Below are 22,885 nucleotides of genomic sequence, written 5' to 3'. Positions count from 1 at the left end.
GGGACCAGTTCAATTCCAGTTCAACGTCCCGTCTCCGGCGACAGGCGCACACAGTTGCGGCCGGCGCGCTTGGCGTCGTACAGCGCCTCGTCGGCGCGCAGGTAGGCCGTGTCGAACGGCGTGCCGCGCGGGTTCCAGCTGATGCCCACGCTGGCCGTCACCGCCCGGTCGATCGGCGCGGCGAACACTTCGCGCGCGATGGCGTGGCAAATGCGCTCGCCCAGCACGGCCGCCTCGGCCAGGTGGCGCGTCGGCCACACCACGGAAAACTCCTCGCCGCCCACCCGGCCCACCGCCACCTGCTCGCCCAGCAAGCCATTCAGGCAGCGCACCACGGCCTGGATCACCGCGTCGCCGGCCGGGTGGCCGAAATCGTCGTTGACCTGCTTGAAATGGTCGATATCGAGCACGATCAGGGCCACGTCGTCCTGCTCCAGCAGGCCGCTGGCACGCTCGATCAGCGCGGCGCGGTTCAGCGCCCCGGTCAGCGGGTCGTGCGTGGCGCGGTACTCCAGCTGGCATGCCAGCTCGTGCAGCTGGCGGTTCAGCTGGTTCATGTCGCGTTCGGCGCGGTCGCTGCGGCGGATCAGGCGGCGCGTCTCGCGCATCAGGCGCTCGTAGTGCACCATCATTTCGCCCAGCACGCGGCGGTAGTCGGCCGCGCCGGCATTGTCGTCCTCGTGCGCCGCGCGCGCCGCGGCCAGCACCGCGCTCTCGGCGGCGAACAGATCCGGCTCGGCCATGGCGTCAGTTGTGCGCCACGGGATGATTGACGAATTCCAGCGCGCCGAAGTCGTCCTGCAGCTCCTGGCCGAACTCCAGGATGGTGTCGTCGTCCTCGTCGTAGTACCAGTTCAGGCGCACCGCGCAGCCGTCCATGGCGGCCTGGTTGAACGCCTCGAACAGCGTAAACAGCATCTTGGTGCTGGAGCTGTTGAAGTAGGCCAGCGACACGTTGACCGTGATGTCGGCCTGGCCGCAGCCGGCCAGGTAGGCGCGCACTTGTTCGATCACCGGGCCGTAGAACAGCGCGGCGTTTTCCGGATAGGATTCGCCCTTGATCGACAGCGTGTGGCGGTCGAAGCGGAAATCGATCTCGGGCGAGGTGGGGGAAGCTGAGATGTAGTAGGGTTCCATGTCGTAGGTTTTCTTGTTCAGATAATGGCCTTGATGCAGAACACCGTGGTATCCGGGTCGTGCGTCTCCTTGACGAACTCGAACTCCAGCGGCGCGCTGGCGTCGCGCGCCATGGTCAGGAAGCCGAGCCCCGCGCCCTTGCTGTCGGCAGGGGTTTCGTCGCGCAGCGCCTTCTTGTAGGCGGTTTTGATCTCTTCCATGGTCATGCTGTGCAGCGGCTCCAGGCGCGCGCGGATATTCTCCACGCTCTCGGTCGACACCGGGTTGGCGCACAGCAGGAAGAAGCTGTCCCCGCGCATGCCGATGCAGAACGAGCCGCGCCGCATCTGGCTCGCCAGCGCGTGGTCCGGCGTCAGCGTGTCCGACGAGTAGTGCATGATGTTCTGCGACATCTCGACAAAGGACGAGAAGATGCGGCGCCGCGTCGGCCCCGCCGCGCCAGCCGTGTCCAGGCGCGCCTTGATGGTCTCGGCGATGGCGGCCACCACGTGCTGCGAGAAGTAGCCGGCGTAGAAAAAGATGATGTTGCGCTTGCGCGCCACGTCCCAAAACTCGTTGAATTCTTCGTAAAGCAAAGCTAGTTCCCTCCTTAGGGACGGCAGCAGAAAAAGGTAAGGTCGTCGCGGCGCGGCTGCGCGCCTTGCCAGGCCTGGAAGTCGTCCAGCAAGGCCTGGCTGAGCTGCGCGGACGGCGCGGCGCGCTGCGCCAGCAGCACGTCGCGGATACGGCGCTTGCCGTAAGCGATCTCGCGCGGGCCGCCGATCTGGTCGACCAGGCCGTCGGTGGTGATGAACAGCAGGCTGCCCGGCGCCACTTCCACCGTGCGCGCGTCCCAGCGGAAGCCGAACGGCGTGCCGACGTAACCGACGCCCATGCGGTCGCTGTCCAAGGTCTGCACCGGCGCGTCCGATCCGTCCTGCGCCGGCGGCACGATGTGCAGCGCCAGGCGCGCGCCGGCGAAGCTGAGCTTGCGGCTGGACTGCTCGAACCACAGGAAGGCCGCGTCCATGCCATCGTCCGATTCGGTGGCGCCGCCCTGCCCTTCCATCTGGCCCAGCATGGATTTCACGCCGCGGCTCACCTCCGCGATGAGCGCGGCCGGATCGCGCGGGCCCAACGCCTGCAAGGCCTGCGTCAGGATGGACGAGGAGATCAGGGTCATGAAGGCGCCCGGCACGCCGTGGCCGGTGCAGTCGGCGATGGCGGCGAACCAGCCGTCCCCGTATTTCGCGAAGTAGTAGAAATCGCCGCCGACCACGTCGCGCGGCTGCCATACCAGGTGCGCGTCCGGCAGCGTTTCCGCCAGCGCCGCGCGCGAGGTGCGCAGCATGGCGCGCTGGATCACGCTGGCGTAGTCGATGCTGTGCATGATCTGGCGGTTTTTCTCGGCCTGCATATTGGCCACCACGTTCATCAGCTGCAGGCCGAAGCCGACGCCGCCCAAGGCGCCGCCGCGCGTGATGATGAAGCCGTCCGCCAGCGCCTTCTCGCCCGACTCCACGGCGCGGAAAGTGAGCGCCTCGATGCTCATGGCCGCGTCCACGATCAGCGGCTCCTTGTCCATGAAGGCGATGCAGCTCTTCTTGCCGTACACCTCGTGGTAGAAGGGCTTGGACATCTGCGACATGAAGATGTTGCGGCTGATCAGGCCGATCGGGCGGTCGTTCTCGATGACGGGCAGGCTCATCAGGTCGCGCCGTTCGGTGAACAGTTCCAGCACGCCGAAGTTGCTCATGTCCGACTGCACGGACACGGTTTCTATGCACAAATCGGCCGCCGTCGACAGACGGAAGCGGGGCAGATCCAGGCGCGATGCGTTGAACTCCACAGCCGGTTCCTTTAGAAAAAAACGGCCCGCACCGGGGAGAGTGCGGGCCAAAACATCCATTGGGAGAGAGATGAACAGCCGGCATCTTGCCATGCCTTTGTTACATCAGTATGACGCTACGGCAACCTTGGTTGTCGGCAAGCTAGCGCGGCGGGCGGGCCGGCAGTGCTAAGGTAGAACTTCTGCATCAGGAGCAAAGCCATGAACGCCCATCTCGACCTGGCGGAACAGCCCACCATCGCCGAAGTGCACCGCGCGGAGGCCGACACCGCCGCCGTCCGCGCCGCGCCGCTCACGCTCAACAGGCAGCTCAGCGCGGAGCAGGCCTTCCGCCGCATCGCCGCCAATTGCCGCGAGCAGATCGCCGCCAACCACGCCGCCGTCGCGCGCGGCAACGCGCCCGAAGCGCTGCACCAGATGCGGGTGGGCTTGCGCCGCCTGCGCTCGGCACTGGCGCTGTACGCGCCGCTGCTGGAACTGCCCGCGGCGCTGCGCAGCGACCTGCGCTGGCTGGGAGAACAGCTGGGCGCGGCGCGCGACTGGGACGTGCTGGCATCGTCCACGCTGCCGCGCGTGGCGGAAGGCCTGCCGGACGACATGGAACTGGTGCTGGTGCGGCTGGCGGCCGAAAGCCGCGCCAACGACCTGCGCGCGGCGGCGGCCGACGCGGTCAGCACGGAACGCTACGCAGAGCTGATGCGCAACCTGGGCGGCTGGCTGCACGACGCGGCCTGGCGCAGCCACTGCACCGGGCGCCAGCGCCAGGCGCTGTCGCAGTCCGCGCTCGGATTCGCCGACGAAGCGCTGGCGCAAAGCCGCGCGCGCCTGCTCAAGCGCGGCCGCAAACTGCGCCTGTCCGGTGCGCACCGGGGCGCGAAGGCGCGCCACCGCGTGCGCATCGCCGCCAAGCGCGCGCGCTACGCAGCCGAATTCTTCCAGTCGCTCTATCCCAAGCGGCAAGTGCGGCCGTATATCGGCAGCCTGGCCAAGCTGCAGGACGAACTGGGCTGGCTGAACGACACCGCCGTGGCGGACGGCCTGCTGAAAAAACTGCAGCACGGCGAAGCGCGGCTGGACGGCAGCGCCGCCTTCACGCGCGGCTATCTGGCTTCCACCACGCACGGCGGCAAGGGCAAGCTGCGCAAACTGTGGCGCCGCGTCCGGCAGGCGCGCGCGCCGGCCTGAGCAAAGAAACAACAGTACGTAACAATTTGCATGATTTCTTTCCCGGTGTTTTATATACTCGGCAGCTTGCCCGCGCGTGCCCCACCCCCGCACTGCACGGGCATGATAAAAAATATAACGCTCCAGGGACGCACCAACCATGCCTCAGACCTTGCATGCGCCAGCCTCAAAATCGCTGGCCAGTATGTGCTTTTGCGTAGCCGCCGCGCTATCGCTGCCGCCGCTCACCTTGTTCCCGCTGCATGCCGCGCACGCGGCCACAGCGGCGCAGGAAACCAACGAAACCCGTATCAGCGACGCCTACGCCGAGTCGCTGCGCCAATGCACGCTGCGTTCCGGCGTGGCCGGCGAAGTCACCGAGCTGCTGGTCAAGACCGGCGACCGCGTGAAAGCCGGCCAGCTGCTGGCGCGCATCGGCGGCACGGAAATCGCCGCGCCCTACGACGCCATCGTCTCGGCCACCTTGGCCAAGGTGGGCGACGTGGCGATGCCGGGCCGGCACGTCATCACCTTGTTCGATCCGACCCGCATGCGCGTGGTCGCCTCGGTGCCGCGCTCGCGCTTGCGCGAACTGAACCTGGACGAGCCGGTGCAAGTGGACATTGCCGCGCTGAAGCAGCGTGTCAAGGCGCAGAAAGTGATCGTCATCTCGCAAGGCGACAAGCCGATGCAGATGGCCAAGCTCTATCTGGAACTGGGTGAAGTGGACGGCCTGCTACCCGGCCAGCAGGCGCGCGCCACCTTTGCGCTGAGCAGCTGGCCTTCGCTGCGGCCCTAACGTTGCCGGCGCAGGAGTATACTGTCGGCCTCGAATTCCAGCGCCGCGCAACAGTGTACTCATGACAACAGCAAAAACCGCGGTGCAGTGCCGCCCCGGATGCGGGGCCTGCTGCACCGCGCCCTCCATCACGTCGCCGATTCCGGGCATGCCCAACGGCAAGCCGGCCGGCGAGCGCTGCATCCAGCTGGCCGACGACATGCGCTGCATGATCTTCGGCCAGCCGGAACGGCCCGCTTTCTGCGCCGGCCTGCAGCCGGCCGCCGACATGTGCGGCGGCAGCCGCGAGCACGCCATGGTCTGGCTGGCGGACCTGGAACGCGCGACCGCGCCCTGAGGGCGGGCAGGCCTTACTGGCCGCGCGGGCCCTTGTCGGCGCCCTTGTGATCCTTCTGGCCGTCGTTCTTGTGGCGGCCCGCGACTTCAGCTTCCTCGGCGCGCTGCTGGTTCTTGGCCGCTTCCTGCTGCGCTTGCTGCGCCTCGCGCTGCTGCTGTTCGCGTGGATCGTTGTTGTGCTTGCTCATGGCAATCTCCTTCGGTGGCTGGAACAACCACCTTACGCCCCGCTCGCGATGCTATCCGTTCGCTGGCGTACACAGGAGTCCATTGGGACTGTCGACCTGGGGTTGCGCCTGGAAGAAGCGCACCAGGTCCCCCACCGTTACGACTTGCCCATGCCGCGGATTCTGCTCCAGGTTCTCCAGCGAACGCAGCGAACGGTGTGCGATGCCCGGGACAATTGCCAGATCCAGATCCTCATGATCGATAAACAGGTCTGCGACGAGCCGGTCGCCGGCCGACAGCGGAAAGCCTGCGCGGTATGCGCCAAGTTCGTCCTGCAGTGTTTCATACACAGCGCGAACAACCCAGGTGTCGGTTGCGCGGCAATCGAACTCCCGCGCGAAATGGCAAATCGATCGCCCCTGCCGCCGGGCTGCAAGAAGCGATAAACCGCCAGCGACCTTGTTCGCGTGCCGCGCCAGGTCACACCTGATCAGCACACCAAACCCGGCGAGGGCCGACAGCGTCGCCAGCGGATACATCAGGAGCGGCACGGCAATACCGGCCAGTGCCGCCAGGACCATCCACCAGATACCGATTGCAGGCTTCGCGCCGGCAAGCCGCCTGACGACCAGCCGGGATGAAAGGTTGCGCATAGACGGCAGCTGCCTGTCAGCTGAAGCCGGCCACCGGGTGCGGCACATAGGCCGATTCGAGCAGCGCCAGCTCTTCCCTGCTCAACCGCACGGACAGCGCCTGCACCGCGTCGTCCACGTGCGAGAACTTGGCCGCGCCGATGATGGGCGAGGTGACCACGGACTTCTGCAGCACCCAGGCCAGCGCCACCTGCGCGCGCGGGATGCCGCGCGCCTCCGCCACTTGCTTCACGCGCTCGGCCACCAGCCGGTCCGACGCTTCGGTGGCGGTGTACATTTCCTTGGCGATCAGGTCGGTGTCGGAGCGCCTGCTGGCTTCGGCCCAGTCGCGCGTCAGGCGGCCGCGCGCCATCGGGCTCCACGGGATCACGCCGATGCCTTCGGCCGCGCACAGCGGCAACATTTCGCGTTCTTCCTCGCGGTTGATCAGGTTGAGCTGGTTCTGCATCGAGACGAAGCGCGTCCAGCCATGGCGGTCGGCGGCATACAGCGCCTTGGCGAACTGCCAGGCGTACATTGACGAGGCGCCGATGTAGCGCGCCTTGCCGGCCTTGACGATGTCGTGCAGCGCTTCCAGCGTTTCCTCGATCGGCGTGCTGTAGTCCCAGCGGTGGATCTGGTACAGGTCCACGTAGTCGGTGCCGAGGCGGCGCAGGCTGTTGTCGATTTCCGCCATCAGGGCCTTGCGCGACAGGCCGCGCTGGTTCGGTCCCTTCCCCTGCGGGAAATAGGCCTTGGTGGCGATCACCACTTCGTCGCGGCGGGCGAAGTCGCGCAGGGCGCGGCCGACAATTTCCTCGCTGGTGCCGTCCGAGTACGAGTTGGCGGTGTCGAAGAAGTTGATGCCCGCCTCCAGCGCGTGGCGGATCACGGGACGGCTCTGCTCTTCGTCCAGCGTCCATGCATGGCCGCCGCGGTCCGGTACGCCGTAGGTCATGCAGCCCAGCGCCAGGCGCGATATTTTGAGGCCGCTGCGGCCGAGATTCACATATTCCATGCAACTCCTCCTTGACAGTCCGGGCCACTATAACGCGGCCGATTCATTGTATCTATATCATGCATGGTAAAACAGAAACCACGATAAGTTGTAAGTGAGGACGTATGAGAGGCATCGAACTTCGGCAGCTGCGCTATTTTTCCATCGTGGCGAAGGAATTGCACTTCCGCCGCGCGGCGGAACTGGCGTTCGTCACGCAACCCGCGCTGAGCCAGCAGATTGCCAAGCTGGAGCAGACCATGGGCGTGGAGCTGCTGCGGCGCGACCGGCGCAGCGTGGAGCTGACGCCCGCCGGCGCGGTGCTGCGCGATGAACTCGACATCATGTTCAGCCAGATGGAGCGCGCGCTGCGCCTTACGCGCGAGGCCGGCCAATACCGCAGCTGCACGCTGTCCATCGGCCTGGTCGAGTACACCAACCTGGCCTTCATCCCGCCCGCGCTGATACGGCTGCAGGCGCTGTATCCCAACGTGCGCATCCTGCGCCATGAAATGAATTCGGTGCTGCAGATGGACGCGCTGCTCAAGCGCACCATCGACGTCGGCTTCGGCGTGCAGGTGGCGCCGCTGCCGGCCGACGGCAGCCTGCGCGGCCAGCCCATCTTCGATTCCGGCTGGGCCCTGCTGCTGCGCGAGGACGATCCGCTGGCCGCGCGCGCCGCCATCACCGTGGACGACCTGCGCAGCCAGCGCCTGATCATGTTCGAGCGCCGTCTGAACACCGACCTGTATGACCGCATGGTCGACAGCTGCCGCGCGCACGGCTTTACGCCCAGCTTCGTCTACGAAACCTCGCAGCCGCAGATGGGCATGTCGCTGGTGGGCCAGGGTATGGGGGCGATGGTGGGCGCCACCTATATCTTCTCGGCGCCGCCCGCCGGCCTCGTGGTGCGCCCGGTGGAGGGCATGGGGCCGCTGCAGGTGCAGGTGTTCTCGCGCGGCGGCGAGGACAACCCGCTGATCCTCGAATTCATCGAACTGGTTGCGGCTGAAGCGCGCAGGGCCCAGTTCGATCTGGCCGAGCTCTCTGGGCGAAGCTGACCGCCACCGCCAGCCCGGTGGCGGCGATGCCCAGCGCGCACACGCCGCTCCAGGCCCAGCGGCCCCACACCCAGGCCGTCAGCCCGGACATGAGCGCCGCGCCGATGAAGGTGCCGAGGATGTAGATGGTGCTGACGCGGCCGCGTATGTCCTGCCCCAGGTGGTAGATCATGGTCTGGTTCGACACGTGCGAGGCCGTCACCCCCAGGTCCAGCAGCAGCACGCCCGCCACCAGCCCGGCCAGATGCTGGCCGAACAGCGCCATCACCATCCACGCCAGCAGTGCCAAGGCGGTGCCCAGGCGCACCGCGAACAGCGGGCCGCGCCGGTCGGCCACCTTGCCGAAAACAGGCGCGGCGAAGGCGCCTGCCGCACCGATCACGCCGAACAGGCCGGCCACGTCGCTGCCCATGTGGAAGCGCGGCGTCTCCAGGTAGAACACCAGGCTGATCCAGAAGGCATTGAAGGCGCCGAACATCAAACCCTGGCGCGCGGTGGCGTAGCGCACCACCGGCTGCCGGCGGAATACGGTCCAGAGGGAAGCCAGCAGGCGCGGATAGCTCAGATCGCTGCGCGGCATGGTGGGCGGCAGGCGCCAGGCCAGCAGCGCCGCCATGGCCATCATCAGCGCGGCGGCGATCCAGTACACCGTGCGCCAGTCCGTGTAGTGGCCGATATAGCCGCTGGCCGTGCGCGCCAGCAGGATGCCGGCGAAGATGCCGCGCACCAGCAGGCCGGTGACGTGGCCGCGCTGCGCCGGCGGCACGATCTTGGCGGCGTAGGCCGGCAGCAAATAAGGCGTGATGGTGGTGACGCCCATCAGCGCGCTGGCCCAGGTCAGCGCCGGCGCGGACGGCGCCAGGGCCACCAGCGCAAGCGCGCCCACGTGCGCGCAAATCATAGCCAGTATCAGCTTGCGGTCATTGACAATGTCGCCCAGGGGCAGAAACAGCAGCGCGCCGATGGCGATGCCGATCTGGGTAAACATGGGCAGCGCGCCCGCGTAGGCTTCGGATACGCCCAGCGCGCGGCCGATGTCGCCCAGCAGCGGCTGCGCGTAGTAGCCGCTGGCGATGGAGACGCCGCACACCAGCGCCAGCAGTGTTATCAGTCCCTTCGGCGCTGCCGTTTCCTTCATAGTCGTCATGATTTGCTCCTGCTTGATCGATGGCAGGAGTATGGAATTGCCGTCCGTTTACATCCAATTCGACTTTACCGGGGCTGTGATAAGTCCAGCTTATCACCGGCAAGGTACAATGCGGGCCGCGCCCGATAGGGGGCGGGCGAACGCGGCAGGTCATGGTAAGCTTCGACGCCCTTTTCCCAATCACTTGCTATTACGACAAATATGGACATCACACTCGCGTTGCAGGCCTTGATCATGGGCCTGGTAGAAGGCTTTACCGAATTCCTGCCCATCTCCTCCACCGGCCACCTGATCCTGGCCGGCAGCCTGCTCAATTTCGTCGGCGAGAAAGTGAAAGTGTTCGAGATCGTGATCCAGACCGGCGCCATCATCGCCGTCATGTGGGAATACCGCGTACGCCTGGCCTCGGTACTCAGCGGCATGTTCAGCGATCCCAAGGCGCAGCGCTTCATCGCCAATCTGGTGATCGGCTTCCTGCCGGCGGCCGTCCTCGGTTTCCTGTTCAACAAGGCCATCAAGGCGCATTTGTTCTCGCCGGTGCCGGTAGCGGCGGCCTTCATCGTGGGCGGCTTCGTCATCCTGTGGGTGGAAAAGCGCGCCAAGGTCAACCCGGCCGCCGTGCGCGTGCAGTCGGTGGACGACATGAGCGCGCTGGACGCGCTCAAGGTCGGCTGCGCCCAGGCGTTCGCGCTGATCCCCGGCACCAGCCGTTCCGGCGCCACCATCATCGGCGGCATGATGTTCGGCCTGTCGCGCAAGGCGGCCACGGAATTTTCCTTCTTCCTCGCCATTCCCCTGCTGCTGTCGGCCACGGTATACTCGCTGTACAAGGAACGCGCGCTGCTGTCGGCGGCCGACTTGCCGATGTTCGGCGTCGGCATGGTAGCCGCATTCGTGTCGGCCTTCCTCTGCGTGCGCTGGTTGTTGCGCTATATCAGCTCGCACGACTTCACAATTTTTGCGTGGTATCGCATCATATTCGGACTGGTGGTAATCGCCACCGATTATTCCGGCCTGGTAGTGTGGGCCGATTAAAGTAGAGAAATGACCAATCAGGACACCAGCGAACGCGCCCTCAATCTGCTGCAAACCGTTTTCGGCTACCCAGCCTTCCGCGGCCACCAGGCAGAAATTGTCGACCATGTCAGCAACGGCGGCGACGCGCTGGTCCTGATGCCCACCGGCGGCGGCAAGTCGCTGTGCTATCAGATTCCCGCGCTGGTGCGCGACGGCGTGGGCGTGGTGATCTCGCCGCTGATCGCCCTGATGCAGGACCAGGTGGACGCGCTGGCAGAGGTAGGCGTGCGCGCCGCCTTCCTGAACTCCACCCAGACCTACGAAGAAGCCAGCCGCATCGAGCGCCTGGTGCGCACCGGCCAGATCGACCTGGTGTACGTGGCGCCCGAGCGGCTGATGACGCAGCGCTGCTTCGACCTGTTCCAGGCCTCCAACATCGCGCTGTTCGCCATCGACGAAGCGCACTGCGTGTCGCAATGGGGCCACGACTTCCGGCCCGAGTACATCAAGCTGTCGATCCTGCACGAGCAGTTCCCCAACGTGCCGCGCATCGCCCTCACCGCCACCGCCGACCAGCAGACCCGCGCCGAGATCGTGCAGCGCCTGCAGCTGGAAGACGCGATGCAGTTCGTGTCCTCCTTCGACCGGCCCAACATCCGCTATCAGATCGTCGAGAAAGCCAACGGCCGCAAGCAGCTGCTCGACTTCATCACCGCCGAGCATGGCGGCGACTCCGGGATAGTCTACTGCCTGTCGCGCAAGAAGGTCGAAGAGACGGCCGAGTTCCTGAACGAGAACGGGGTGCGCGCCATGGCCTACCATGCTGGCATGGAGCACGCCAAGCGCGCCGCCAACCAGGCCCGCTTCCTGCGCGAAGACAATATTGTCATGTGCGCCACCATCGCCTTCGGCATGGGCATCGACAAGCCGGACGTGCGCTTCGTGTGCCACCTGGACCTGCCCAAGTCGATCGAAGGCTACTACCAGGAGACCGGGCGCGCCGGCCGCGACGGCATGCCGGCCAGCGCCTGGATGGCCTACGGCCTGCAGGACGTGGTGCTGCAGCGGCGCATGATCGACGAATCGGAAGCGGACGAAACCTTCAAGCGCGTGCTGGGCACCAAGCTCGACGCCATGCTGGGCCTGTGCGAAACGCTGAGCTGCCGGCGCGTGCGGCTGCTGGACTATTTCGGCGAGCAGGCCATCCCGTGCGGCAACTGCGACACCTGCTTGATCCCGCCGATCAGCTTTGACGGCACGGTGCCGGCGCAAAAACTGCTGTCGGCCATCTACCGGGTCGACCAGCGCTTCGCCGCCGGGCACGTGATCGAAGTGCTGCGCGGCGTGGAAACGGAGCGCATCAAGACCTGGCACCACGACTCGCTGTCCGTGTTCGGCATCGGCGCCGACCGCAGCGAGCAGGAATGGCGCGCCATCCTGCGCCAGCTGATCGCGCTCGGGCTGGTGACGGTGGACCACGAACAATACAGCTCCCTCAAGCTGACCGACGCGGCGCGGCCGGTGCTCAAGGGCGGCCAGAAGGTGCAGCTGCGGCAGTACCAGAAGCCGGTCAAGCAGAAGCGCTCCACGGCGGCGGCGGCCAAGGGCTACGCCGAGACCGAACTGTCGGGCAAGGAACAGGCCATCTTCGACAAGCTGCGCTGGTGGCGGGTGGAGACGGCGCGGGCGCACAGCGTGCCGGCGTACGTGATCTTCGTCGACGCCACCCTGCGCGAAATCGCCAAGGCGCAGCCGACCTCGCTGGACGACATGCGCGGCATCAGTGGCGTGGGCGAGAAAAAGCTCGCCTCGTACGGCGACGAGATCGTCGCCCTGATCGCGGACATGCTGTAAAGGCTGGAGCGCGCGTCAGGCGGCGACGATCTGCCGGTAGCGTCCCGGCGGCGCGCCGGTGGCGGCACGGAAACGGTGGCTAAAATGGCTCAAGTCCGCGTAACCGCAAGCATCCGCCACCTGCTGCAAGGGCAACTCGCCCGACCTCAGCATGCTGCGCGCCCGGTCCAGGCGGCGCTGCGCCACCCAGGCCGACGGCGGCATCCCGAACGACACCTTGAACATGCGCGCCAGGTGGAACTCGGACAGGCAAGCCACCTGCGCCAGCATGCCCAGCGTGATGGCCTCGGCCAGGTGGGCCTCGATAAACTCCGCCAGCCTGCGCCGCACCACCGGCGCCAGTCCGCCGCGCAGCCGCGCGCCCGGGTCTATCATCGACTGTGACTTCAGCAGCTCGCTCAAGGTCGCGTGGGTAATTTCGTTCACGCGCAGCAGCGCGTCGGCGCCCTGCCACGGCGAAGCCACCAGCGCCTCGCACAGCTGCACCAGGCGCGGATCCTCGAAGTAGGTGCGGTCGGCCAGGGTCAACTCGCGCGGCTCGCGGTCCAGCTCCACCACGGCGCGCCGGGTGAAATGCTCCGGCATGAAATACACGTGCAGCAGGCGCAGCTTGTCACGCACCAGCCAGTGCGACTCGTGCCAGTCCGGCAAGGTGCACAGGCGCTGCGGCGCCCCATACTGCCCCGGCGCCACACCCGCGCCATTGCGCTCGGTGCGGTAACCGCCGCCCAGATAGCAGGAAAAGGTATGGTGTCCCGGCTGCGAGTAAGTGGTCACTTCCTCATCCGTCTCCCGTTGCCAGATGGCGGCGGCCAGCCCGTCGCCCAGCCAGGCAAAGCGCTCCAGGGTCGCGTCGGTATTCGACATGGTCTTGAAGACCGCATGCGAAATCGCCTCCGCGCCGGGCGGCGCGGCCGTATCGAAAGCGGAGCGGGAAAAAGTAGCCATGCAAAAAGTCTAGCACGCCCGCCAAGCACCCGCCCGCCGCCCGCCCCAATTTGCGCAAGATCAGACAATCCCTCCCCACCCAGACAATTCCCACAACCAGCCTGAGCCGCATTCCCCCAAAACCGGGGTCAGACCCCGAAGGGGAAAGAATGCGGCTCAGCTCGCTTTGCAAGCTGCGCCAAATCGGACTATCCCTCATCCATCGGACAACTCCCACAAGCAGCCTGAGCCGCATCCCGCCAACTTCGGGGTCAGACCCCGAAGTTGGCGGGATGCGGCTCAGGTCGCCAAGGGTGGCTGATAATTGCGCAAACCGGGACAAGCGGCGGGGACGGGACGGCGCCATCATGCCAGCTCGCCATCTAACGGACCGCACCATGAACGCTTTTCTTTACCTGCTTACCGTCCTGATCTGGGGCACGACCTGGATCGCCATCAAGTTCCAACTCGGCGTGGTGCCGGCGCCCGTGTCCATCGCTTACCGCTTCTGGATCGCGGCGGCAGTGCTGCTGCTGGTGCTGTTTGCCATGCGCAAGAAAATTTGGCCGCCGCGCGCGGCCTGGCCTTACCTGGCCGCGCAGGGCGTGGCGCTGTTCTGCTGTAATTTCCTTTGCTTTTACTATGCCAGCCAGTGGGTGCCGAGCGGCTTGGTGGCCGTGGTCTTCTCCACCGCGCCGATCTGGAACGCGCTGAACGGCCGCCTGTTCCTGGGCCGGGCGCTGCGCCCGCAGGTGGTGGGCGGCGCCCTGCTCGGCCTGTGCGGCATCGCCCTGCTGTTCCTGCCCCAGATGCAGGGCCACTGGAACGACGGCGGCATGCTGGCCGGCCTGGGACTGGCCTTGCTGGGCACCCTCTGCTTCTCGACCGGCAACCTGCTGTCCAGCCGCATGCAGGCGCTCGGCCTGGCGCCGTGGCTGACCAACGTCTGGGCCATGACCATCGGCGCTTCCATCCTGACCGTGGGCGCGCTGGTGCTGGGCATCCCCTTCACCTGGGAGCCGGGCCTGCGCTATGCCGGTTCGCTGCTTTACCTTGCCATTCCCGGTTCGGTGATCGCCTTCACCGCCTATCTGATGCTGGTCGGGCGCATCGGCCCTGACCGTGCTGCCTATTCCACAGTATTATTCCCCATCGTGGCGCTGAGCGCGTCCACCATATTCGAGGACTACCACTGGACCGCGCTGGCCTTCTGCGGCCTGGCGCTGGTCCTGGCCGGCAACCTGCTGGCCTTCATGCCGTCCTGGCCTGCGCTGGGCCGCACGGAGGCCCGCGCGAGATAAACAAACCAGGAGAACTGCATGCGCGGTACCGGATTCGCCCTCACCTTGTTGCTGCTCCCGGCAGCGGCGCTTGCCTCCCCGGCCGCCCCGGCCGACACGGTCTACCGCAACGGCTACATCTACACCGTGGACGCGCAGGACAGCGTGCAGCAGGCGCTGGCCGTGCGCGGCGGCCGTATCGTCTACGTGGGCGACAACGCCGGCGCGCAAGCCCACACCAGCGGCCAGACCCGCGTGATCGACCTGCAGGGCCGCATGCTGATGCCCGGGCTGGTGGACGGCCACATGCATCCGCAATCCGGCGGCTCGCGCCTGCTCAATTGCAGCCTCGACTATCAGCCGCTCACGGTGCCGCAGTTCCAGGCACGCATCCAGGCCTGCCTGGACAAGGAGAAGAACGCCGCTCCACAGCGCTGGCTGAAGGTGGTGAACTGGTTCCAGCAGGGCATGCTGCCGGACGGCGTGGCGATCACCAGCGCCGCGCTGGACAGCCTTAAAACCAGCCGCCCGGTGGTGGTGCGCTCGTCCTTCGGCCACTCCGTGCTGCTCAACTCCAAAGCCCTGAAGCTGGCCGGCGTCACCGCCCGCACGCCCGATCCTGAGGGCGGAAAAATCGCGCGCGACGCCGCCGGCAACGCCACCGGCATCCTGGAGGACGCGGCGCAGGACATGGTCAGCAAGTTCATGCCCGTGCTCACGCCGAAGGAAAACCTGGCCGCCTCCTCCGCCGCGCTGGAGGCCATGCGCAAGCAGGGTATCACCACCTTCCTCGACGCCTATACCGATCCCGAGACGCTGGCCGCCTTCTCGCAGCTGCAAAAGCAGGGCAAGCTCACCGCGCGCGGGCACTTCGCGGTGCTGGTCGATCCGCAGGACGCCATATCCGGCAAGGCGTTCAAGGAAATCAGTCAGCTCGCCAGGCGATTCGACCAGGGTCCCACGCGCACCGCGCCGTCCATGCAGGTGCGCCACGCCAAGCTGTTCATGGACGGCGTGATCGCCGCGCCGGCCCTCACCGGCACCATGCTGGCGCCCTACTACACGAACCAGGGCACGCCGCAGCATCCGCACTGGGCGCCCGGCACCAGCAAGGGACCGGACAGCTACTTCACCCCGGCGCTGCTGAAATCCACGCTGTCGGCGCTCGCAAAAGCCCGCATCGACCCGCACATCCACGCCGACGGCGACGGCGCCGTGCGCGACACCCTCAACGCCCTGCAAACGCTGCGCGCCGCGCCGGAAGGCAAGGACGTGCGCGCCGCACTGGCGCACGACGAAATCGTGGACCCGGCCGACTTCCCCCGCTTCAAGCAGCTGGACGCCACGGCTGTGCTGTCCTTCCAATGGGCCAAGCCGGCGCCGGACACGGTGGGGGCGCTGAAGGAATACCTGGGCAAGGAACGCTACGCCATCGTGCAGCCGCAATCGCTGCTGCTGGACGCGGGCGCGCGCATCGCCTATGGCAGCGACTGGCCGGTGGACCCGCTGAACCTGTGGTACGCCTTGAAAGTGGGCGTGACGCGCACTGCGGCGCAAGGCGCCGCCAACCCGGCGCCACCCGAGTACGCCGGCCGGCTGGGCGAGGCGCCCGGCATGCCGCGCGCGGCCGTGCTGCGCGCCGTCACGATGAACGCGGCGTACACCCTGCGGCAGGAGAAGGAGACGGGTTCGCTGGAAGTCGGCAAGCTGGCCGACCTGATCGTGCTGGACCGGAACTTCATGGAAGTCCCGGCCGAGGACATCGCCGACACCAAGGTGCTGCAGACCGTGGTGGGCGGTAAGGTCGTGTACGAGGCGGTGGCTTTTTGATTACTTCTTGGTGAACACCAGGTCCCATACGCCGTGGCCCAGTTTCAGGCCGCGGTTTTCAAACTTGGTGAGCGGACGGTAGGCCGGCTGCGGCGCGTAGCCTTCGGCCGTGTTTTGCAGGCCAGGCTCGGCGCCCAGCACTTCCAGCATCTGCTCCGCGTATTCCTGCCAGTCGGTGGCGCAGTGCAGGTAGCCGCCCGGCGCCAGCTTCTCGGTCAGCAGTTTGACGAACGGGCCCTGGATCAGGCGGCGCTTGTTGTGGCGCGCCTTGTGCCATGGGTCCGGGAAGAACACATGCACGCCGTGCAGCGAGCCGTCCGGGATCATGTTGTTCAGTACTTCCACCGCGTCATGCTGGATCAGGCGCAGGTTGGTCAGCTCCTGCTCGCCGATCTGCTTGAGCAGGCTGCCCACGCCGGGCGTGTGCACTTCCACGCCGAGGAAGTCCTTCTCCGGCATGCCGCGCGCGATGTGCGACGTGGTGTCGCCCATGCCGAAGCCGATCTCCAGCACCACCGGCGCCTTGCGGCCAAAGGCTTGCTCGAAGTCGAGCGGCGCTTTCACGTAAGGCACCATGAATTTCGGACCCAGTTCTTCCAGCGCGCGCGCCTGCGCGGTGGACAGGCGGCCCGCGCGCGTGACGAAGCTGCGGATGCGGTGTTCGGTCGGGTCGTAAAGCATGGCGCGTGCTGGGTTGGCCGGGTTATCGTTTGGAGTATCGGAAGACATGTGAGTAAGGGACGAATTCTAAGGACGATCCGCCATTATACGTGAGCCGGTCCGCAGCAACCACCGGCGGCGCCGGGCCTGCGATAATACGGCTTTGACCGACTAGCCCTCCCCACAATGACCGATGCACTCCTTCTTGCCATCATGGCACTGTCCCTGGCCGCCATGTACCTGCTGCTGAAAAAGGGCTTCCGCGTGCCGCCGGCGCCCGCCCCCAAGCAGGCAGGCGCTTACGAGCCCGCACAGCCGGCGGCGCCGGTGAAGCACTGGTCCGACGGCGGCCGCATGCTGACCGAGGTGGTGGCCGAATCGCGCTACCTCGCCACCGTGCGCGCGCTGGCGGGCGAGCACGGCGACCAGGGCGCCGACTCGCGCCTGCAGGCGGTGCTGGCGGTGGACCCGCTCAATCCCTATGACGACAAGCCGGTCGCGGTATTCATTGCGGGCCGCATGACGGGCTACCTGTCGCAGAAGGACGCGCAAGCCTTCCGCGACCGCCAGCGGCGCGAAGAGATCGAAGGCCAGTCCGTCTCCTGCGACGCGGCCATACGCGGCGGCGCAGTTTGGCAAAACAAGCATTTAGCGTATGCTGTATGGGTGGACGTAGAGCTGTCCCGCTGATGATCGCTGTCCTTATTAAGAAGATACGCAATGACTACCGTTACCGTTAATTTCAGCCAGGCCATGCTGGCCACCCTGGAAGCCCACCGCACCGCGCGTCCCACCGCCTCGCTTGCCGGCGAGGTCGGAAAATTCATCACGGCCGGCGCCAACTTCACCGCCGCCCATAGCACTTACGCCACCGGCTCGCTGGCCGGCCCGGACGGCTACCTGGACTACCCGGACGGCGCATTCCAGACCCTGGCTGGCCTGGTCAACACGAATCCCGGCGCGGCCAGCGGCAACTTCTCGGCCGGCTCGCTGGAAGAACACGTGTCGGGCAGCTACCGCCTGGTGTACGACGGCCAGCTGAACTTCGGCTATACCAGCAACGCCAGCGGCGGCCTGCTGCTGGCGAACAAGGGCGGCACGTTCAGCACACTCACGCTGCAGCAGCTGGTCACCAGCGGCGCAACGGGTTATGACAGCACGATCGGCAACACGGTACTCAAGGCGCACGGCGCCATCGTCAGCGACGGCAACATCTTCTCCGGCGTGGTGGACACCCTCACCCGCACCACCGAGCTGTTCGAACAAGGCGGCCGCATCACCGGCACCTTCAACATATCTGGCAACGCCACGGCCATCGGCCAGGGCACCGCCAGCGCCACCGTCTCGGGAACGCTCACCGACTATGCCCAGTACTACGTGGACGGCAGCTCGGCCCTGATCAGCGGCGCATCGATGGCGGTCACCGGCAGCACGGTGCCCAACGAACAGCAGCTGCTGGCCAACGCAGCCAACTTTGCCGGCAATGACGTGATCAGCGTGTCGCTGCCGGCCATCGTCAACACGAACTGGCTGGTGGCGGCGGGCGACGGCAATGACCGCATCAGCGTGACTGGCGGCGGCGCGCGGCTGTCGGTTAACGCCGGCACCGGCAGGGACAGCATCGTCCTGGGCGACAATGGCCACGCCGTCAACGGCGGCGAAGGCATCGACACCGTCGTCCTCGCCGGCAACCGCGCCGCCTACACGGTGACGGGCGTGGCCGGCGGCTACACCGTCGGTGCGGCAGCAGGCGGCGCTGTCAATACCTTGACGGGCGTGGAGCGCATCCAGTTCGCCGACAGCAGCCTGGCGCTGGACGTGGACGCCAGCGGCAGCGCCGGCCAGATTTTCCGCCTGTTCCAGAGCGCCTTCAACCGCGCACCGGCGGCCGGAGGCCTGGGCTTCTGGCTGCAGGCGATGGACAACGGCTACTCGCTCGAACAGATCGCCGACAGCTTCACCCGGACGCCGGAGTTCCTGAACCTGTATGGCAGCATCACCAATTTGGACACGCTGGTCACCGGCTTGTACGTCAACACGCTGGACCGCCAGCCGGACGCGGAAGGCAAGGCGTTCTGGATGAACGGACTGGCAGCCGGCGTGAGCGTGGCGCAGGTGATGCTTGGATTCTCGGAGAGTCTGGAAAGCCAGGCGCTGAACGCCGGCCTGATCGCCAACGGTTTCGCTTACACGCCGTACGGCTAAGGTTCTGGATGGGAGCGGGCGCGAATGCGGGCCCGCAGTGGCTCGGCGCCTGCGCGCCAGTGGCCGGAGCAGCTGGAGCGGGTGAAGGGGATCGAACCCTCGTCGTAAGCTTGGGAAGCTTCTGCTCTACCATTGAGCTACACCCGCATGCCACGCATTCTACGCGGGTTTGCACGCTGTTGGCAAACCCGCAAGCGATTCCTACAACGCCCGGAGTAATGCCTGCTGAAACTTCTCCGGCTCATCGTGATGAATCTGATGTCCTGAATTTTCGAATGAGAACAGGCCCTTCTTCGGAGCCCGTAGTCTCTCGTAATACTCTGTCGTGATTCGGGTGGATGTCTGGATGTCGTTCTTGCCAACGAAGAAGTAGATGGGGATTTCAACTCGCCCCAAGGTCTTGGGCAAATCGATATTCATCACTTCATTCCATACCGGAGACCAGTTCTTCGACCAATGGAGAAAGCCGGTTCGGAATTCGTTGCTTGTTACCTGCTTTTTACCTTCTTTGTAGAAGAGCCATTTCCTCAGGTATAGCAAGTCTTCGTCATTCTTGAATGGGATATTGACCTTGGCCAGTTCTGCGCTCGCCACGGAATCTTCCGCGAAGTGGGTCTTCAAGGTCGCCAGCAATTCTTTCTCGCTTGCCAGTTGGCTGACTACAGGGTTAACCGCGAAGTACGCGTGCAGCAGATGGGCATGGTTACGGACCATCTGGAATCCCAGGACGTTTCCCCAGGAACTGCCCAACAGATAGATCTTCTCCTGCTTCAGCTCTTTTCTGAGGAACTCGATGACTTCAAACGTATCGCGTTCCATTAGCGCCACGCTCGGCTGGACGGGTGAGGGATTCAGTTTGAAGGTCTTGCCGGCATCCCGCTGGTCCCATTGAACGATAGTGAATCGTTCTCTCAAGATATTGGTGTAGGAGGCGGCGTTGTTCATCATGGAACTTCCGGGGCCGCCGGATAGAAACAGGAGAACGGGTTTGCCGGGATCATCCGTCGTTATTTGCACGACTTGCTTGATTCCGCCGATTTCAGGCGTCAGAAGCGCAGAAGTGCCCTGCGGTGCCGGTGCGGTCGCGTTGTGAGCTTGGCATGCGTACAGCGGAACCAAGGCCGCAAACAGGAATGCGGCTATGCTTCTTTTCGTCATGAAATAATCCCGAATTGCCAAAACTGCATTCTACGCGGCTTTTGTGTGCCATTTGGCAATTTGGCAGCCGGGCCGGCGCAAGCGCGCTACAGCGCCTTGATCCACGGATGTGCGTCCAGGTTGGCGTGGCGCCGCAGGAAAGCGCGCATTTCTTCGGTCAGCAGGCCGCGTCCGTGGATTTGCGGGCCGATGGTCATTCCCAGGTCGTTCAGTTCCAGTATCACCGGCCCCTTGTCGGTCAGGGCGAAATCCCAATGGTGGATGCGCATCAGCGGGAAGCACGCGCCGCCCTGGCGGCATGCCTCCAGCACCTGCTCCCAGCCCGGCACCCTGAACCCTTCCAGCCGCGCGCCGGTGAGCGGGTGCGCGAGGTGGACGGAGGTGTTGGGCCAAAACGCCGTCAGCGTGCGGGTGACGCTGCCGTCGGCCAGGTTGACGCTGGCCAGCAGGTTGCCGTACTTGCCCTTGCTGAAGTTGTCGACGTGGTTGGGCGGCACGGCGATTTTCCACAGCGCGGCGATGGGCCTGGCGCCTTCCGGTCCGTTCAGGCAGATGACGCGCACGCCGCAGATGGCGGCCCAGTGGGTCAGCGCGTGGATTTCCGGCGCGGGCGCCAGCGGCGACTGGAACACGAAGCCGCACTCGGGACGGTGATAGCGAGGATCGATGCTGACGGTGAGGCGGCGCAGGAAATCGTCCACCGCCACGGTGGCGCCGCCAAGGATCTGCAGCGCGTCGATTTCCCGGTCGTAGCCAGACAAGTATTCGGCGCCCTTCCCTTGCTGCGAGAAAGCGGGCTTGGCGAACAGCGGGAAATTGGCAGGGTTGCGCAGGAAGGCGCCCACTTCGGCTGGCGTCTTCAGATGCTCGCCATGGCTCGGCGGCACAAGCGCCGCGCTGTGATAGTAGGCCCGCAGCGGTACGACGGGCAATCCTGCGGCGCCGGCCAGCGCCGTGAACGCAAGCTTGTCCCAGGCCGGCAGGACCGCGTGGCGCGGATTGAGCGCCATCCCGAGGCTGGACTCCAGCCGCCAGCCCAGGTAGTCGCGCGCGCCGCGCCCCAGCTGGTAGCTGTCGTCGTACAGTTTGTAGCAGTAGTAGTCGGACATGCCGCATCGGCCGCCCATGCTGCGCAGGGCGTGGATCTCGCGCAGCTGCGTCATGACACTCTTGCCGGTCTGCTGCCTGGCCAGCGCGCTCCAACTGCGCCATTCGTTCAAACTCTCGGCGTACTTTGTCAGCATGTTCTCACTCCGATCTATCAGGGTGGCCGGATGCGAGCTTCCAGAGTAGGTGAGAACATGCGCCAATTCAACCTGAATCGCTGGTTTGCGCTCCATTTGCGGATCTGCCATGATGGCCGGTATTTCCCCCGATCCGAGGACTTTGCATGACGCCGATTTCCACCCGCAACGCCGGCCTTGCCGCGCTGGCCATGTCGTTCACATTCGCCGTCCCGCACGCCGCCGCGCAGCCCCCGGCAGCAGCACCGGCGGCGTCCGCCGATCCGGTCGCCGCGCTGGTCAATCAGCTGGACCTGGAAAAGTACAAGGCCACCATCAAGAGCCTGACCCGTTTCGGCGACAGGCGCCAGGGCACGGAGCGTAACCGCCAGGCGCTGGACTGGATCGAGGCGCAGCTGAAGTCCTATGGCTGCACCAACACCGAACGGGTGCAGTACCAGTTCACGGAACCGGCGGTGCGCGGCAAGCCTGCGGTGCAGGCCGGCGGCGGCGCGGGCGGGCCGCCGGGCCAGGGTGGCAGCACGCTGTTCGGCAAGCGCGCGCCCATCGGCGTGAACAACGATCCCATGCTGCAGCCCGACGAACGCCTGCGCGCGATCAATGCGGAGCCGACGCCGCTGGGCACCTCGCTGCGCGAGAACGTCTATTGCACAAAGCTAGGCAGCACGCATCCGGGCGAAATGTACATCGTCAGCGCGCACATGGACGGCATCGGCTTCGGCGAGGCGGCCAATGACGACGGCTCCGGCACCGCACTGGTGATGGAGCTGGCGCGCATCTTCAGCGCACCGGGCGTGGAGACGGACCGCTCGATCCGCTTCATCCTGTGGAACAACGAGGAGACCGGCTTGAACGGCGCCAGCGCCTACGTGGCGCAGCGCCAGCATCTGCAGGGCGTGGAATCGCCGCCGGGATCGGGCAAGTATCCTGAACCGAAGTGGCTGGGCATGATCCAGCACGACATGATGCTGTTCGACCATGGCATGCCTGTGCCCAAGCTGGACGCGGCGGGCAAGCCGGTGCTGGACGCGAAGGGCCAGCCGGTGTACACCGCGCCGAAGGAGCAGCGCGCGGAGGCGGACGTAAACATCGAGTACCAGTCGCAGTCGAAACAGGCGGACGCCTCGGCCAAGCTGGCCTGGGCCTTCCGCGCCGCCAACGACAAGTACGCCACCCACTACCCGGCGGCTGTCGGCTTCCATATGACCAACACCGACTCCACGCCGTTCATGGACCTGGTGCCATCGATTTCGCTGCGCGAGAACGAGCGCGGACAACAGATCGGCGCCGGCTGGAATCCGCACTGGCACCAGCCCACCGACCTGTACGCGAACTTTTCGGACAAGGACTTCCTGCTTGGCCTGAACGCGGCGCAAACCACGCTGGCCGGTGTGGCGCAGCTGGCCGGCGCGCGCGTCAAGCCGGCACAAAGAAAATGAGC

24 protein-coding genes and 1 tRNA gene are annotated in these 22,885 nt (G+C 65.9%); 12 read left to right on the top strand and 13 right to left on the bottom strand.

All coding sequences use genetic code 11. The features are described from left to right. Positions 1-20: 20 nt before the first annotated feature. Genes ASD15_RS01025 through ASD15_RS01010 form a run of 4 tightly spaced genes read right to left on the bottom strand, consistent with a single transcriptional unit; the run spans position 21 to position 2,965 of the window. Entirely contained in the window at positions 21-743 is a 723-nt protein-coding gene (locus ASD15_RS01025) for a GGDEF domain-containing protein (RefSeq protein WP_057152811.1), read from the bottom strand. A gap of 4 nt (positions 744-747) precedes the next feature. Continuing rightward, on the bottom strand, positions 748-1,137 hold the full coding sequence (locus ASD15_RS01020) for a DUF1987 domain-containing protein (RefSeq protein ID WP_057152810.1): 390 nt from the start codon (positions 1,135-1,137) through the stop codon (positions 748-750). 17 nt (positions 1,138-1,154) lie between these two features. Further along, a complete protein-coding gene (locus ASD15_RS01015) occupies positions 1,155-1,712 on the bottom strand; it encodes a SiaB family protein kinase (protein ID WP_057152809.1) in 558 nt (185 codons plus the stop codon). Positions 1,713-1,726: 14 nt separating this feature from the next. Further along, complete coding sequence (locus tag ASD15_RS01010) at positions 1,727-2,965, bottom strand: SpoIIE family protein phosphatase (RefSeq protein ID WP_057152808.1); 1,239 nt, start codon at positions 2,963-2,965, stop codon at positions 1,727-1,729. Between the two features lie 201 nt (positions 2,966-3,166). Between ASD15_RS01010 and ASD15_RS01005 the strand changes: the two genes are divergently transcribed. The 3 genes from ASD15_RS01005 to ASD15_RS00995 all read left to right on the top strand — a co-directional run bounded on the left by ASD15_RS01005 (position 3,167) and on the right by ASD15_RS00995 (position 5,265). Then, positions 3,167-4,150, top strand: a complete 984-nt coding sequence (locus tag ASD15_RS01005) for a CHAD domain-containing protein (RefSeq protein ID WP_057152807.1) — start codon at positions 3,167-3,169, stop codon at positions 4,148-4,150. 139 nt (positions 4,151-4,289) lie between these two features. Further along, positions 4,290-4,928, top strand: a complete 639-nt coding sequence (locus tag ASD15_RS01000; RefSeq protein WP_082551460.1) for an HlyD family efflux transporter periplasmic adaptor subunit — start codon at positions 4,290-4,292, stop codon at positions 4,926-4,928. A gap of 61 nt (positions 4,929-4,989) precedes the next feature. Next, positions 4,990-5,265, top strand: a complete 276-nt coding sequence (locus ASD15_RS00995) for a YkgJ family cysteine cluster protein (protein ID WP_057152805.1) — start codon at positions 4,990-4,992, stop codon at positions 5,263-5,265. A 13-nt stretch (positions 5,266-5,278) separates the two neighbouring features. On the opposite strand, the gene ASD15_RS32110 is transcribed toward ASD15_RS00995, so the two are convergent. Both ASD15_RS32110 and ASD15_RS33730 read right to left on the bottom strand, forming a co-directional pair. Further along, on the bottom strand, positions 5,279-5,452 hold the full coding sequence (locus ASD15_RS32110; RefSeq protein ID WP_157200783.1) for a hypothetical protein: 174 nt from the start codon (positions 5,450-5,452) through the stop codon (positions 5,279-5,281). Positions 5,453-5,503: 51 nt separating this feature from the next. Continuing rightward, a complete protein-coding gene (locus tag ASD15_RS33730) occupies positions 5,504-5,782 on the bottom strand; it encodes a hypothetical protein (protein ID WP_373888150.1) in 279 nt (92 codons plus the stop codon). Between the two features lie 117 nt (positions 5,783-5,899). Here ASD15_RS33730 and ASD15_RS33725 point away from each other — a divergent pair, with 117 nt between their 5' ends. Continuing rightward, positions 5,900-6,073 (top strand): hypothetical protein, encoded by a 174-nt coding sequence (locus tag ASD15_RS33725; protein WP_157200782.1) that lies wholly within the window; start codon positions 5,900-5,902, stop codon positions 6,071-6,073. Between the two features lie 28 nt (positions 6,074-6,101). Here the strand turns inward: ASD15_RS33725 and ASD15_RS00985 are convergent, their stop codons facing one another. After that, a complete protein-coding gene (locus ASD15_RS00985) occupies positions 6,102-7,082 on the bottom strand; it encodes an aldo/keto reductase (protein WP_057152804.1) in 981 nt (326 codons plus the stop codon). A 104-nt stretch (positions 7,083-7,186) separates the two neighbouring features. On the opposite strand from ASD15_RS00985, the gene ASD15_RS00980 reads away from it, so the two are divergent. Beyond that, on the top strand, positions 7,187-8,122 hold the full coding sequence (locus tag ASD15_RS00980) for a LysR substrate-binding domain-containing protein (protein ID WP_057152803.1): 936 nt from the start codon (positions 7,187-7,189) through the stop codon (positions 8,120-8,122). On the opposite strand, the gene ASD15_RS00975 is transcribed toward ASD15_RS00980, so the two are convergent. Next, a complete protein-coding gene (locus tag ASD15_RS00975) occupies positions 8,052-9,269 on the bottom strand; it encodes an MFS transporter (protein ID WP_082551459.1) in 1,218 nt (405 codons plus the stop codon). The genes ASD15_RS00980 and ASD15_RS00975 overlap by 71 nt on opposite strands. 201 nt (positions 9,270-9,470) lie before the next feature. On the opposite strand from ASD15_RS00975, the gene ASD15_RS00970 reads away from it, so the two are divergent. Beyond that, the gene (locus tag ASD15_RS00970) at positions 9,471-10,304 is read left to right on the top strand and encodes an undecaprenyl-diphosphate phosphatase (protein ID WP_057152801.1); all 834 of its coding nucleotides are present in this window, start codon (positions 9,471-9,473) and stop codon (positions 10,302-10,304) included. 9 nt (positions 10,305-10,313) lie between these two features. After that, positions 10,314-12,140 carry a DNA helicase RecQ gene (gene recQ, locus ASD15_RS00965; RefSeq protein ID WP_057152800.1) on the top strand — a complete coding sequence of 609 codons (1,827 nt, stop codon included), beginning with the start codon at positions 10,314-10,316 and terminating at the stop codon, positions 12,138-12,140. Positions 12,141-12,155: 15 nt separating this feature from the next. Here the strand turns inward: recQ and ASD15_RS00960 are convergent, their stop codons facing one another. After that, positions 12,156-13,088 carry an AraC family transcriptional regulator gene (locus ASD15_RS00960; protein WP_057152799.1) on the bottom strand — a complete coding sequence of 311 codons (933 nt, stop codon included), beginning with the start codon at positions 13,086-13,088 and terminating at the stop codon, positions 12,156-12,158. 377 nt (positions 13,089-13,465) lie between these two features. Between ASD15_RS00960 and ASD15_RS00955 the strand changes: the two genes are divergently transcribed. Both ASD15_RS00955 and ASD15_RS00950 read left to right on the top strand, forming a co-directional pair. Then, positions 13,466-14,368 (top strand): DMT family transporter, encoded by a 903-nt coding sequence (locus ASD15_RS00955; protein WP_057152798.1) that lies wholly within the window; start codon positions 13,466-13,468, stop codon positions 14,366-14,368. Positions 14,369-14,386: 18 nt separating this feature from the next. Next, on the top strand, positions 14,387-16,177 hold the full coding sequence (locus tag ASD15_RS00950; RefSeq protein ID WP_057152797.1) for an amidohydrolase: 1,791 nt from the start codon (positions 14,387-14,389) through the stop codon (positions 16,175-16,177). On the opposite strand, the gene trmB is transcribed toward ASD15_RS00950, so the two are convergent. Beyond that, positions 16,178-16,858, bottom strand: a complete 681-nt coding sequence (gene trmB, locus ASD15_RS00945) for a tRNA (guanosine(46)-N7)-methyltransferase TrmB (protein WP_057152796.1) — start codon at positions 16,856-16,858, stop codon at positions 16,178-16,180. It lies immediately after the preceding gene. A 192-nt stretch (positions 16,859-17,050) separates the two neighbouring features. On the opposite strand from trmB, the gene ASD15_RS00940 reads away from it, so the two are divergent. Further along, positions 17,051-17,527, top strand: a complete 477-nt coding sequence (locus tag ASD15_RS00940) for a hypothetical protein (protein WP_057152795.1) — start codon at positions 17,051-17,053, stop codon at positions 17,525-17,527. A 30-nt stretch (positions 17,528-17,557) separates the two neighbouring features. After that, positions 17,558-19,042, top strand: coding sequence for a DUF4214 domain-containing protein (locus tag ASD15_RS00935; RefSeq protein ID WP_057152794.1), 1,485 nt, complete (start codon positions 17,558-17,560; stop codon positions 19,040-19,042). Between the two features lie 73 nt (positions 19,043-19,115). Here the strand turns inward: ASD15_RS00935 and ASD15_RS00930 are convergent. The 3 genes from ASD15_RS00930 to ASD15_RS00920 form a co-directional block, all read right to left on the bottom strand. Further along, positions 19,116-19,189: transfer RNA gene (locus ASD15_RS00930), tRNA-Gly, on the bottom strand. A gap of 54 nt (positions 19,190-19,243) precedes the next feature. After that, positions 19,244-20,200, bottom strand: a complete 957-nt coding sequence (locus tag ASD15_RS00925) for an alpha/beta fold hydrolase (RefSeq protein ID WP_082551457.1) — start codon at positions 20,198-20,200, stop codon at positions 19,244-19,246. A gap of 86 nt (positions 20,201-20,286) precedes the next feature. Further along, positions 20,287-21,444, bottom strand: a complete 1,158-nt coding sequence (locus ASD15_RS00920; RefSeq protein WP_057152793.1) for a sugar-transfer associated ATP-grasp domain-containing protein — start codon at positions 21,442-21,444, stop codon at positions 20,287-20,289. A 146-nt stretch (positions 21,445-21,590) separates the two neighbouring features. Between ASD15_RS00920 and ASD15_RS00915 the strand changes: the two genes are divergently transcribed. Then, positions 21,591-22,883: a M20/M25/M40 family metallo-hydrolase gene (locus tag ASD15_RS00915; protein WP_157200781.1), complete on the top strand. Its 1,293-nt coding sequence runs from the start codon at positions 21,591-21,593 to the stop codon at positions 22,881-22,883. Positions 22,884-22,885: the final 2 nt, after the last annotated feature.

This window comes from Massilia sp. Root351, assembly GCF_001425045.1.
Taxonomy (GTDB): Bacteria; Pseudomonadota; Gammaproteobacteria; order Burkholderiales; family Burkholderiaceae_D; genus Rugamonas.
Note: the sequence above shows the minus strand (reverse complement) of the source record. Positions and strands in the feature narration are given on the sequence as shown.

Coding starts and splice junctions, on each gene's coding strand:
- ASD15_RS00955 (WP_057152798.1), top strand. CDS start 13,466: ATGAACGCTTTTCTTTACCTGCTTACCGTCCTGATCTGGGGCACGACC.
- ASD15_RS32110 (WP_157200783.1), bottom strand. CDS start 5,452: ATGAGCAAGCACAACAACGATCCACGCGAACAGCAGCAGCGCGAGGCG.
- ASD15_RS00995 (WP_057152805.1), top strand. CDS start 4,990: ATGACAACAGCAAAAACCGCGGTGCAGTGCCGCCCCGGATGCGGGGCC.
- recQ (WP_057152800.1), top strand. CDS start 10,314: ATGACCAATCAGGACACCAGCGAACGCGCCCTCAATCTGCTGCAAACC.
- ASD15_RS01025 (WP_057152811.1), bottom strand. CDS start 743: ATGGCCGAGCCGGATCTGTTCGCCGCCGAGAGCGCGGTGCTGGCCGCG.
- ASD15_RS00920 (WP_057152793.1), bottom strand. CDS start 21,444: ATGCTGACAAAGTACGCCGAGAGTTTGAACGAATGGCGCAGTTGGAGC.
- ASD15_RS00915 (WP_157200781.1), top strand. CDS start 21,591: ATGACGCCGATTTCCACCCGCAACGCCGGCCTTGCCGCGCTGGCCATG.
- ASD15_RS00950 (WP_057152797.1), top strand. CDS start 14,387: ATGCGCGGTACCGGATTCGCCCTCACCTTGTTGCTGCTCCCGGCAGCG.
- ASD15_RS00975 (WP_082551459.1), bottom strand. CDS start 9,269: ATGACGACTATGAAGGAAACGGCAGCGCCGAAGGGACTGATAACACTG.
- ASD15_RS01005 (WP_057152807.1), top strand. CDS start 3,167: ATGAACGCCCATCTCGACCTGGCGGAACAGCCCACCATCGCCGAAGTG.
- ASD15_RS00980 (WP_057152803.1), top strand. CDS start 7,187: ATGAGAGGCATCGAACTTCGGCAGCTGCGCTATTTTTCCATCGTGGCG.
- ASD15_RS00960 (WP_057152799.1), bottom strand. CDS start 13,088: ATGGCTACTTTTTCCCGCTCCGCTTTCGATACGGCCGCGCCGCCCGGC.
- ASD15_RS00940 (WP_057152795.1), top strand. CDS start 17,051: ATGGCACTGTCCCTGGCCGCCATGTACCTGCTGCTGAAAAAGGGCTTC.
- ASD15_RS00935 (WP_057152794.1), top strand. CDS start 17,558: ATGACTACCGTTACCGTTAATTTCAGCCAGGCCATGCTGGCCACCCTG.
- trmB (WP_057152796.1), bottom strand. CDS start 16,858: ATGCTTTACGACCCGACCGAACACCGCATCCGCAGCTTCGTCACGCGC.
- ASD15_RS00985 (WP_057152804.1), bottom strand. CDS start 7,082: ATGGAATATGTGAATCTCGGCCGCAGCGGCCTCAAAATATCGCGCCTG.
- ASD15_RS01000 (WP_082551460.1), top strand. CDS start 4,290: ATGCCTCAGACCTTGCATGCGCCAGCCTCAAAATCGCTGGCCAGTATG.
- ASD15_RS00970 (WP_057152801.1), top strand. CDS start 9,471: ATGGACATCACACTCGCGTTGCAGGCCTTGATCATGGGCCTGGTAGAA.
- ASD15_RS01020 (WP_057152810.1), bottom strand. CDS start 1,137: ATGGAACCCTACTACATCTCAGCTTCCCCCACCTCGCCCGAGATCGAT.
- ASD15_RS00925 (WP_082551457.1), bottom strand. CDS start 20,200: ATGACGAAAAGAAGCATAGCCGCATTCCTGTTTGCGGCCTTGGTTCCG.